Here is an 11,816-nt window from a genome sequence, read left to right on the forward strand (position 1 = left end):
AGGGAGGTTGGGGGTTACTTTGCTTATTGTTAGTCATGATCCTGCTGATATTTTTTCTATTGCTGATAGTGTTGGAGTTTTGGTTAAGGGTAGGCTTGTTCAAGTTGGTAAGCCTGAGGATGTTTATAATAATCCTGTCTCTGTTGAGGTTGCTAGTTTGATTGGTGAGATTAATGAGTTGGAGGGTAAGGTTACTGATGAGGGTGTTGTTGTTGGTAGTTTGAAGTTTCCTTTTGTTGGTGGTTATAGTGGGGATAGGGTTGTTGTTGGTGTTAGGCCAGAGGATGTTAAGTTGGCTAAGGATGTTTTGAGTTTGGATGATTGGGTTTTGGTTGGTAAGGGTAGGGTTAAGGTTGTTGGTTATCAAGGTGGTATGTTTAGGATTACTGTCATGCCTATTGAGGGTAGTGATGAGATTGTTACTTATGTTGATCATCCTTTGAGGAGTGATGAAGAAGTTTTAATATATGTTAGGAAAAATTCAATAAAAATATTCAAATAAAATTTTTTATTGTTTTGTCGCGCTAACCTCTTCTGCCAGTTTGGTTCCTAATGTCTCTGGTCCTAAATACTGTCCTATGCCTACTAGAACTGCACCTATCATTAATAGTATTGCAGTAGAGAACCACACATTTGTCGGAGTGTCGATACCTTTAAAGAGATAGTTGTGCATTAAAGGTACGTAGATACTAAACCAACCTCCGATAAATATCCCTGAGGAGTATCCAAATCCTACTCCAGAAGCCCTCATAGAAGCCTTAAACCTTTCTGATAAATAAATTGGTATTATTCCCCAAGGACCTTGAGTTATTATTCCTATGAGGATAGATGCAATTGAAGCTAAAATTAAGTTACCAGAGGAAGCTGAGGTAATCAAAAGGTAATACACTGGAATTGAAACTATGAACGTCATGATAGCCCAAATAATTGTTAGTCTCCTTCTTCCTACGTACTGAGATAAAGCACCGAAAAGAATAGCACCTATAAAGGCTGCATAGGTTCCATAAGTATATACATTAACTGCTGTAACGTAAGGCAATTTAGAAGGAGCGTGTTCTAAAATGGCTGGTACAAATGCAAATAGGCTATAGGCGAATAAAAACATACCAGTCATGTAGAGCATCACTTGGAAAAAGTCTCTTCTATAAGGTTTTCTAAACAAGTCGAGGAATGGAGTCCTCCTCACTAAATTTTTCTTCTTAACGTCTTCAAATACTGGTGTTTCCTTCATTGCTAGCCTAATAGCTAAGGCCAGAAACGCTGGTACTAATGCAGTTAAGAAAATATATCTCCAAGCAAATTCTTGTACTCCAGTAGTACCATAAATGGCTAGGAATATACCCTCTACAACTGCAGCTAATGCAGCACCGAATGAGAAACCGCCTTGAACTATACCGCTAACTAGACCTCTCCATTTAAATGGAGTCCATTCCATCGCAAATGGGTGTCCAGCAGAATATTCACCACCGGCAAATATTCCTACTGCTATTCTAATTATTACAAATAATATAAATGATAGTATTCCTGCTTCCGCATATGTTGGCAAAGCAGATGTTATGGCACTAGCTAAGCCCAATCCTATGACAGTAATTATCAGATCAGCTCTCCTTCCTATCTTATCTCCCAAATTTCCAAATATTGCTGAACCTAATGGTCTGAATATTATTGTAAGAGAGTATGCTAAGATCACATTAAACGTTGCCAGGAGGGGAGACTCTGGAGGTAACAGTACTTTGGCTAAGGTCGGAGCTATAGTTAATATCATAGTTAGATCGTAGGAGTCTAAGAGGAAACCTATGAATTGAGATACAACCGCCTTGACTGAATCCGAATTAAATCCTTGTGGCTCCATAATTATAAAAATGATTCTGCTTAATAAAAATCTTTATACTAAATATGAAAGAATCGAATTTATTTCTGGAATCTCTAATTTAAGGACTATTTGAAACTTCATTAAGAGTGGAGAAGTAATTTTATTATTTAATATTCTTTCTGAAAATGGACGTGAAATGCATGATATAAATAAGGTAGCCTTGATTGGTGGCTTTAGAGCTTTAGGTGGATCAATAATTTGGCCGTTCGTAGGTTTCGCCTTGTTTAAAGTGTATGGATTCTCATTATCCTTCGTTTCGGCATTTTACTTATTGCAAGCGTTAGTAAACGTAATTGCCTCAATCTCTGGAGGTATTATAGTAGATTATGTAGGAAGAAGAAATAGTATGACTATTTCTATAATACTCTCCTCTTTATCTTTATTTCTAGCATACTTAATAAACAAATCCATTTATGTCGTATCATTGGTATTAATTCAAACCTTCTTCAATACAGTTTATAACGTGTCGTCCACGACGATAGTAGGAGATTTATATAAAGGAACTAGTAATCTAGTTAAGGCATATAGTAGGCAAAGAGTCGGTATAAATGCGGGATGGGCTTTAGGACCTTTAATTGGTGGTTATATCTTTACCTTTTATGGCTTTAGAACCTTGTTACTAATATCCGCGTTGATAGTGTTGCTAGTTATACCACTTGTTAGATTGTTGCCAGATTTTAAAGGTCTAGGGAAGAGTATCCTAGATTTTAATGTGACAAAGGACTTCATAATTTTTCTGATACCTACATTTTTAACGTTTGCAATAATGGGTCAGTTAGGCTTTTCTATACTTACGTATTATAACTCACTCCTGCATTTCACAGAATTTGAAGTCGGTATATTATTTGCTATAAACGGATTGTTAATTGTTGCCTTCCAAGATTTGATGGGAAGGCTAATAGAAAGTAAGATTAGACTAATAGTTTTAGGAATGATAATCTATGGTTTTGCGTATTTTGCGATAGCTTTTGTGACTAATATTTATCTAGCATCAATAGATATAGTGTTTATAACTATAGCTGAGATGATAGTTTCTCCTATTTCACAAGCCTTAGTTAATTTGATGGCTAAAAGAGAGACGAGAGGTAGGCAGGTTGGATTATATAGCATGGTAACTGGATTAGGAAGAATAATTGGATCATCAGTATCTAGTGAGTTATTGAACTATTATTTATATTATCCAGTAACTTTATGGGGGGTTATATCATCATTTGGGTTTGTGTCAGCAATTCTTTATTACTTTTTCTTGAGGAAAATGAAGAATCTCATGTGAACATGTTATTTATGGTTTTTAATATTATACACTCTTTAATTTTCCCAAGTTCTTTCTCAGTAACATTATAACAAGAATTAATATACCTATTACGTCATCTATAGGAACGTTATAGTACACCGGATAAAACCACGACCAAGAATAAGGTAAATGGAAGTCTAATATCCAATAAACTATATCTTCTATTGTCGAGCCATAAATTAAGTACCATATTGTCTCTAATGATATAAGCTTCTGAGAAGCTAGATAGGAAGGGAAGGAGAACAATAGGATGTATAGGACTCTGTAGAAATAGAGAGATACAGTAGGTGTAAAAATACTTTTCATCCAATATGGGGAATTTGGTATAGCTGAGGGATCCCATCTCATCCCTAGTTCTAATATACTATATATTATTGCGAAGATCGTCATTATTATTATCCCTCTTTTATTTATCATAAGTTTATATAAGTCCGTCAACGAATTAAAAATTATGTTAAATGCTGTGAAAGAAGTGGTAAATAAGTACGATAATGAGGCTTCAGTTGAAATTATTAATAGGAAAGATGGTTATATCGAAATTAAGGTGAGAAGTTATAATAAATATTGTGATAAAGCTAAAATATGGATATCACTCCATGAAATGTTCAAGGATATGGATAAGGTTATTATCGAAGTACTATGATCACGATTGCTAATAATACAACCAAAAATGAGTATATATAATCGAAGTTAAATTTTGTTAAATTTATTAGAATGCTATGATTAATTTTTGAAGTTAGAAGAAAGATCAGTTCTCTAGTTATAGTAGTTATTGAAACGAGGATGATAAAAGCTAGCTTAAAAAAGATCGAAAGAGAAAGAATCAATATTAAGTTCATTTGAATTATGGAGTTTACGATAGCCCACTTGACTACGTTAATGAGGAATGGCTTCATACTCCCGGTGTAGTGTAATACTTTTCCCATTAGAACTTTAATAATAGCATGCGTTATTAACAAGTAAAAAATTATTATCTTTAAAATACTAATATTATAAACTATTAAAGCGTTTAGTAGCATTAGTGTTATAAGTATCCCCAAGGCATAGTAGGACAGGGATGAAACAACTGGGACTAAGTATGATTCTCTCACCTTATTAAATTTATAAAAATAGTAAGAAAAAAGTAATCCTTTATAAGGATCCAAACCTTCAATTACGCTAAGGATAGCAATAAGAATCGGAAGAAGCATCTCCTCCCCTTAGCCTAACTTGATGAGACCTAGCCTCTCTAAAATCAACAAAGAATTCCTTATCTATATCCAAACCTCCTTCTGGATTAGCGTTTAACTTAACCATCCATCCCTTTAGTCCTTCTGGGTAAAACTGATTATCCCATGTACTATATAACGAGTTAGTAACGTAAACTCTTCTACCATCTCTACTTATCTCGATCATTTGAGGTGCTCCAGTTAACCTATGCCCAGAAGGATGATCAGCTCTATGGAATATTCCTCCTAGTTTAGCCTTCCCCGTTAAAACTGGCTTAAATGGATTTGTAACATTATATTGCCTTACCTCGCCTATTCCCCACAGACTAACGTAAAGGAATTTATCATCAAGGCTTAGGTCTATATCAGTTACCAAAGGTGGTACAGCCTTAAATGGTTTTAATATTTCTGGTAAACTACCCTCTGCTGGCTCAGCAGGTATCTCTATAACTTTCTCAGCGTTCCATTTACCATCTTCATAAAACCATAGCCATATTGAACTACTTAAATCCTTTAAGCTAACTACCATATTTATGAATCCCATTATCTTTGTTGGATCATGAAGTGGTCTAAGCTCCAGAGCCATTCTATTCTCTTCTCCTAGTGTAAGAGTATTTATCTTCTTTCTCTTTCTCAAGTCCCAGAAGTGAATTTTATTACCATATTTATCCTTGAGATGTTCTAGTTTTAATCCATCTTCAATGGTGTTGGGAACTGCCCATTCACTACTAACCAATACTTCATTAGGTAAGTTCCACCAGAAGTCATAGGCTAAGTACTGGTCTCCTCTATCTATCTCCCATCTTCCTAATGGTTCAAAGCTGTAATGATCAAGCATTAATATACCTCCTGGACCTTCTCCCTGCTCATTACCTAAAGCACTTATGTAAATTGCATCTGGTCCACAGTGTACAGTATGCAGTCTGCTGTAACCACTAACCTTCTTAACTTCATTAGGCTCTATTACTTTTATTATGTTAGGTTCTCTGGGATTAAGCTTAGTATCTATTATGTAAATTCTTGACGATCTCAGTCCCGGGACTATTAAGAATCTTCTTTCTGCGTTAGGTCTACCGTTAGGGCATAAGGATGAACTGCAAGCGTTCCAGCCAAAGTGATGGAGTTCATCATTAGTATAAGGTAATTCTACTCGATGTATTATCTTGGAATAAGTCTCTGAGCTCGGATTAACGTCAACCACAGCTATAAAGTCTGGTCTATTTATTCCAGTACCGGTGTAAAGGCAAGCCACGTAAGCTAAATCCTCTGGTGGTGAGCTCATAGCCATTTTTGGACTAGGGTAAAAAGTTGGATCCCTCTTAAATGGTGCGAATATTGATGCCATTATATAATTTTCTATCTAAAGATTTTAAAGTTTTATTACTTGTGCAAATTATCATTAACTCCAACTTTTCTATCCCTAATTATATACCACGTACCTAATCCTATTGCTCCTACTCTACCTTCATTATCTTTAAATGTTATCTCTACTACTACCGTAGTTTTCCCTTTTCTTACTACTTTGCCTTCCACAATAAAAGGACCCTTGTACATCGGTTCTAAAAAATTAACCTTTAGTTCTTGTGTGACTTGATCTACCCCATCATTGACTGTCATGGTAGCTAAACCTCCTGCGAAGTCCATTGAGGTCATTATCACACCTCCGTTCATTACATTACCTCTCCTACATAACTCTTTTCTATAAGGTATTTCAATTTTAGAATATCCTTCCTTCAATTCCAATACTTTTACTCCTATATACTTAAATACAGGGTCTCCCTCTTCTAATAACTTTTGAATGTCCATAAGTTGACTAAGCTAAAGTGCTTTTTAAGATTTTATTATGAAAAAAGGAATATAGGGAAAAAACTTATCAAAAAACTACTTATTAACTTTCTCAAACTCAGCCTTGAATTCTTCTAATGCTTTTCTAATCTCATCTACAGAAGCTTCATCTTCTAATGTAGTTATATCACCTACTTCGGCTTTAGTAGCTACAGCTCTCACAACTCTCCTCATTATCTTACCACTTCTAGTCTTGGGCAGTTTTCCTACGAAGAAGATTTTATCAATAGTAGCTATTGGTCCCACTTTATCCCTAACCGTTTTCATTATTTCCTGCGTTAACTGAGAAGAAGGAGAGTATCCTTGTCTCAGTATCACGAAGGCGTAAGGTACTTCCCCTTTAACAGGGTCTGGGACCCCTATTACTGCTGCCTCAGCAACTGCTGGGTGTTCAATTAATGCTGACTCTAATTCGTAAGTTCCTAATCTATGCCCAGCAACCTTTATCACCTCATCAGCTCTTCCTAATATCCAGAAGTATCCATCCCTATCCTTAACTGCGTAATCTCCGACATAAAACATTCCGGGAAATCTGCTCCAATAAACTTTCACATATCTCTCTGGATCTTTATAAATTGTTAAAGGCATACCGGGCCATGGATTCTTTATTACTAGGTAACCTCTTTCCTCTGGATTAGCCGGTTTTCCATCTTCATTTACTACATCCGCTTCTACACCCAATATCGGCATACCATTAGTTCCTGGCTTCATCGGTATCATGTATAAACCTGGTAAATGGGATATCAGTATTCCGCCAGTCTCAGTCATCCACCAAGTACTTCCAAACGGCACTTCTTCTCTTCCAACTAATTTCCATAACCACTCTTGGGCTTCTGGATTTATTGGTTCTCCTACTGAATGAATTAGCCTGATTGTTGAGGTATCATGGGCTTTAATCCAATTATCTCCATATTTCATAAAAGTCCTTATAGCAGTTGGCGAGGTATATAAGATATTTACTCCATGTCTTTCAATTATTGAAACCCATCTATCTGGCTGGGGATAATCTAAAGCCCCTTCATACATAACTGTTGTAGCTCCCTCCATTAATGGACCAAATACGATATATGAATGCCCGGTAACCCAACCAATGTCCGCTGTACACCAATATACGTCATCATCCCTTATGTCGAAGACCCATCTCATAGTCGCATGTAATAATGTCATATATCCTCCAATGTCATGTACTATTCCCTTCGGTTTACCCGTTGTTCCGGAAGTGTATAGTATGTATAATGGATCTTCTGACTTTAATCTCTCTGGTTCTACATATACGTTCTGAGGAATATCTTTCATCACTTCATCGAAATACTTATCTCTTCCCTCGACCATATTCACTTTATGTCCTATTCTCCTCACAACTATTACATCCTTAACTGTAGGAGTCTTTTCTAATGCCTTATCCACAATTGCCTTTAGCTCCACTATCTTTCCTCTTCTCCATCCTCCATCAGCTGTTACTACTAATTTGGCCTCTGCGTCGTTTATCCTGTTAGCTAATGCATCTGCACTAAATCCAGAGAATACTACTGTAAATACTACTCCTAATCTTGCCGCAGCTAACATGAAAATTGGTAGTTCTGGAATCATTGGTAAGTATATCGCTATTGTGTCTCCTTTCTTTAGCCCATACTTATTCTTTAATAGATAGGCTACTCTATTTACCTCTCTATATAAATCATAATACGTTAATTTCCTTATTTCTTTTGGATTTCCTTTCTCGTCAACTGGTTCTCCTTCCCATAAGACGGCTACTTTGTTTTTTCTCCAAGATTTAGCGTGCCTATCGACTGCTAAGTAAGCTGCGTTGATTTCTCCTCCAGAAAACCACTTATAGAATGGAGGATTACTATCGTCTAGTACTTTTTCCCATGGTTTATACCAATCTAATTCTGAGGCTACTGAAGCCCAAAAATTCTTATAATCCTTAACTGTTTGGCTATGTATCTCCTTATAGGTATTTATACTAACAATACGATTTGAATTCAACTTAGGGATTATCTTAGTTTCGAATGGTAGGGCCCACGTTACTGACATAATATATATAAATTACTTAAAGAATATAAGGTTTTTTATATAAATCTCATTCCTTCTTATACAAATGTTTATTGTAAGGTATAAATTACATTTCCTATTACGAGTTGAATTACTGTTATTCCAGCACCTAAAAGCCATAGAAGGCTATTTTTCAAATCGTTATAACCTCATAACCATTGTTAACGTAGTAAGAGACCCTCTCCCCAGCAGGCAGTAAACTTAATCCTAAACTTTCTAGATGGGGCTTAATATTCATTGCTTGAGCTACTCCTATACACGCAGAATCTACTATCTTATTTTGAAGAAGCTCTTGGAACATATTCTTTAATTCTCCATCAAGCTGTGTGAGCCTTTTTTGGCTTGGACCAAAATAAATTACCTTAACGTCTTCATATCTTTTATTCTTAACTGAGTTATATGCCATTCTCATACCTAAGTCAAACTTTTCGTCTCCAGACATTATTAGGAAGAGAACTTTTGTCATATGTTAATCAATTCATACATGTTAAAAAACTTATCCCTTAATTGATCTCGCCCTAGATATAAGGATTCCCAAGAACATAAATGTGATTCCAACTAGCTGAATAGGATAGGGTGAAACGCGGTAAATTACGAACTCTAGGAATGTGGTCAAGATGGGAACTGAGAAACTAAGTACAGTTACTTTCGGAATCTTTTCCACTTTAACCATCATGTTCCAAAGGAAGAAGGATAAAGCTCCACCTAAAGTTGAAGTATATACTATGCCTTCTATGAAATCCGTACTAGGATCAATTTGTGGGTTTAGAGGTAATATTAAAGCTAATATCAAGCTACCAATTGAGAACTGACTTGCATTAACTCTAATCGGATCATAATTTCTCAGTTTTCTATAGAAAACCGTAAATAGAGCCCAAAATACTGCATTTACTAAAGTCAATATTGCTCCAATTAACGTAAATCCTCTGACTAACGGAAGACCATATAAAATTACGCCAGAAAATCCAACTACTAATCCGACTATTTCAATTAATGTAGGACTTTCAGAGATTATATAAAACGCTATTGGTAAGGCAAATAGAGGCATAGAGTAGCTTAATACTGCAGACTCAGCTGGCGTAACATACTTTAATCCTAAAGCCCATAGTAAAGAGCTAAACGTAGTATATATACTGAGCTGAACTACGTCCTTATTCAAAATTATCTTGCCCTTACTTAAAGAAACGAATATAACTGAGGAAATCAAATATCTAATTAAGTTAAAGGTTATCGGCGAAGAAGAAAGTATAGCGTCCTTAGCGAAATAGTAATTGAAAGAGCTTATTAAAACATAAGGTAGTAGATATCTTATTACTTTCACACTCTAACCGTTCAACACTGAACTTTTAAAGTTAGCTAATGAAAATTCTTGGTTTTTTATTTCATGAAAATCAAGTTTTTTCCTTAAATCTCTTCCGCTTTTTTATGCTCTGGATATATCAGCATATCTCTAGACTAGACTTCTTCTCAGCCATAAATGGTGAGGCTTCTCTCGTTTTATAAAGCTTTTAAAAATCTGGAGTTATTGTTTTTGTTCCCAATCAAGTTAAATAGCTAGCGAGTTAATACAACTAATAAAGGTTCCATAACGGATATTTTCAGCTATTAAAATACAGCTTACGTGATTTCCTCAACTTTTTAAAACTTTTTGGAAACATTGGGAAAAACATATTAGGGGATAAAATAAGATGTTAACGCATTTATTTATAAGTGTGTTATCATTATTTTTCTATTATGCCAGATCCTATTGAACTTGCGAAGAAATATGAGGGTAAAATAGAAATTTACCCAAAAATTCCTATAACCTCTTATAATGACTTCGCCCTTATATATACTCCCGGAGTTGCTGAAGTATCTAGGGCTATTTATAAGGATCCGGACAGAAGCTTCGAATTAACGAGTAGATGGAATACGATAGCAATAGTTACAGATGGTACGAGAGTACTAGGCTTAGGCAATATTGGTCCCACAGCTGCGATGCCTGTTATGGAGGGAAAATCATTATTATTTAAGTATCTAGGGGGAGTTGATGCAGTACCCCTGCCAATAAACGTTAAAAATGCTGATGATTTTGTGAACGTTGTCGAAGCTATAGAACCATCATTCGGTGGAATCAACTTAGAGGATATAGAATCCCCGAAATGTTTCTATATATTAGAGAAGCTACAATCAGTCTTAAATATACCCGTGTGGCATGACGATCAACAAGGTACAGCTGGAGCTACATTAGCAGGGCTAATAAATGCTTTAATCTTAACTAATAGGGATCCTAAGGAAAGTAAGATAGTACTATATGGGGCCGGTGCATCAAATATTGCTACTGCAAGAATATTAGCTAAATATGGTTTTAAGTATGAAAACATGATCATGATAGATAGTAAAGGTCCATTGTATCCTACTAGAGAAGATATAGACCATTTAATGTTATATCACAAGTGGAAGTATGAATTAGCAATAAAGACTAATAAATGGGAAGCAAAAGAAATAAAAGACGCATTTAAGGGGGCAGATATAGTTGTCTCAGCTTCCACTCCTGGACCTAACGTAATAAAGAAGGAATGGATAAACTTAATGAATAAAGACGCTATAGTTTTTGCATTAGCTAATCCCGTTCCAGAGATATTGCCACAAGACGCTAAGGAAGCTGGGGCAAGAATTATAGCTACCGGAAGAAGTGATTTCCCTAATCAAGTTAATAATTCGCTAGTATTTCCTGCCATATTTAGAGGAGTTCTAGATAGTAGAGCTAAAGCGATTACTGATGAAATGATTATAACAGCATCAGAGACTATTGCTAAGTTTGCTAGGGATAAGGGTATAAACGATAATTACATTATTCCAAGAATGGATGAATGGGAAGTGTATTACGAAGTAGCTGCAGCTGTAGCGAGTAAGGCAGTAGAATTAGGCTTAGCTAGGGTTAAAAGAACTAGGGATGAGTTTAAGGAAATTGCTAAGCATAGAATATTAAGGGCTAGAAAAATAATGAATCTGGTGATAAACACATGGTCACCATAAGAAGGGCAAAAAAAGAAGACATTGAAATGATAACAGACTTCTTCAGCAGGATGTATAGGCTTAACAGTGAGTTTGATCCGTTACTATCCACCCAGGAAGATTTAGAGGAGAGGGTAAGTAAAGTCATTGAAAAAAGTTTAGAAAGTCCTAACGAAATAATAGTAATAGCTGAGGATAATGGGAAAGTAGTGGGGGCAGCTAGAGTAATAGCATATGATAGGATATTCTATGTTCCAGAGAAGGAAGCTGTGATTGAAGAATTTTATGTCCACCCTTCATATAGAAGACAAGGTGTAGGGAAGGAAATAGTAAGTTTCATTCAAGGAGAATTAGAAAAGTTAGGAATACAGTTAATTGCAGCTAATTTTCCAGCTAGAAACTTAATAGCAGCGTCTTTCTACAAAAAAATGGGTTTTAGAGAGATATATTGTAAATTTATAAAGAAAATATATTAATCATGTTACTTTTTTTCACTTTAACATACCATAATCTTAAAACTAGCCAATTTATTAGGTCATAGCTT

11 protein-coding genes and 1 pseudogene are annotated in these 11,816 nt (G+C 35.5%); 5 read left to right on the top strand and 7 right to left on the bottom strand.

Annotation, left to right across the window (positions count from 1 at the left end):
* A pseudogene (locus DMP16_RS04870) lies at positions 1–502 on the top strand (ABC transporter ATP-binding protein); the annotation flags it as partial.
* Between the two features lie 6 nt (positions 503–508).
* On the opposite strand, the gene DMP16_RS04875 reads toward DMP16_RS04870, so the two are convergent.
* On the bottom strand, positions 509–1,852 hold the full coding sequence (locus DMP16_RS04875; RefSeq protein WP_143576940.1) for an MFS transporter: 1,344 nt from the start codon (positions 1,850–1,852) through the stop codon (positions 509–511).
* Positions 1,853–2,009: 157 nt separating this feature from the next.
* Here DMP16_RS04875 and DMP16_RS04880 point away from each other — a divergent pair, with 157 nt between their 5' ends.
* On the top strand, positions 2,010–3,146 hold the full coding sequence (locus DMP16_RS04880; protein ID WP_069283283.1) for an MFS transporter: 1,137 nt from the start codon (positions 2,010–2,012) through the stop codon (positions 3,144–3,146).
* 24 nt (positions 3,147–3,170) lie between these two features.
* On the opposite strand, the gene DMP16_RS04885 is transcribed toward DMP16_RS04880, so the two are convergent.
* Positions 3,171–3,584 (bottom strand): hypothetical protein, encoded by a 414-nt coding sequence (locus DMP16_RS04885; protein WP_069283280.1) that lies wholly within the window; start codon positions 3,582–3,584, stop codon positions 3,171–3,173.
* Positions 3,585–3,618: 34 nt separating this feature from the next.
* Between DMP16_RS04885 and DMP16_RS04890 the strand changes: the two genes are divergently transcribed.
* Complete coding sequence (locus DMP16_RS04890) at positions 3,619–3,810, top strand: hypothetical protein (RefSeq protein WP_069283279.1); 192 nt, start codon at positions 3,619–3,621, stop codon at positions 3,808–3,810.
* 515 nt (positions 3,811–4,325) lie between these two features.
* On the opposite strand, the gene DMP16_RS04900 is transcribed toward DMP16_RS04890, so the two are convergent.
* The 5 genes from DMP16_RS04900 to DMP16_RS04920 all read right to left on the bottom strand — a co-directional run bounded on the left by DMP16_RS04900 (position 4,326) and on the right by DMP16_RS04920 (position 9,596).
* Positions 4,326–5,720, bottom strand: coding sequence for a selenium-binding family protein (locus DMP16_RS04900; protein WP_069283275.1), 1,395 nt, complete (start codon positions 5,718–5,720; stop codon positions 4,326–4,328).
* Between the two features lie 35 nt (positions 5,721–5,755).
* Positions 5,756–6,181, bottom strand: coding sequence for a PaaI family thioesterase (locus DMP16_RS04905; protein WP_069283273.1), 426 nt, complete (start codon positions 6,179–6,181; stop codon positions 5,756–5,758).
* 75 nt (positions 6,182–6,256) lie between these two features.
* Positions 6,257–8,257 (bottom strand): acetate--CoA ligase, encoded by a 2,001-nt coding sequence (gene acs, locus DMP16_RS04910; RefSeq protein ID WP_069283271.1) that lies wholly within the window; start codon positions 8,255–8,257, stop codon positions 6,257–6,259.
* Positions 8,258–8,408: 151 nt separating this feature from the next.
* On the bottom strand, positions 8,409–8,741 hold the full coding sequence (locus tag DMP16_RS04915; RefSeq protein WP_069283266.1) for a hypothetical protein: 333 nt from the start codon (positions 8,739–8,741) through the stop codon (positions 8,409–8,411).
* A gap of 30 nt (positions 8,742–8,771) precedes the next feature.
* The gene (locus DMP16_RS04920; protein WP_069283267.1) at positions 8,772–9,596 is read right to left on the bottom strand and encodes a DMT family transporter; all 825 of its coding nucleotides are present in this window, start codon (positions 9,594–9,596) and stop codon (positions 8,772–8,774) included.
* Positions 9,597–10,009: 413 nt separating this feature from the next.
* Between DMP16_RS04920 and DMP16_RS04925 the strand changes: the two genes are divergently transcribed.
* Positions 10,010–11,293, top strand: coding sequence for an NADP-dependent malic enzyme (locus DMP16_RS04925; protein WP_069283268.1), 1,284 nt, complete (start codon positions 10,010–10,012; stop codon positions 11,291–11,293).
* A complete protein-coding gene (locus DMP16_RS04930) occupies positions 11,281–11,748 on the top strand; it encodes a GNAT family N-acetyltransferase (protein WP_069283269.1) in 468 nt (155 codons plus the stop codon). Before DMP16_RS04925 ends, DMP16_RS04930 begins: the two co-directional genes overlap by 13 nt.
* Positions 11,749–11,816 lie beyond the last annotated feature (68 nt).

Source organism: Sulfolobus sp. B1, from assembly GCF_007050195.1.
Classification (GTDB): Archaea; Thermoproteota; Thermoprotei_A; order Sulfolobales; family Sulfolobaceae; genus Saccharolobus.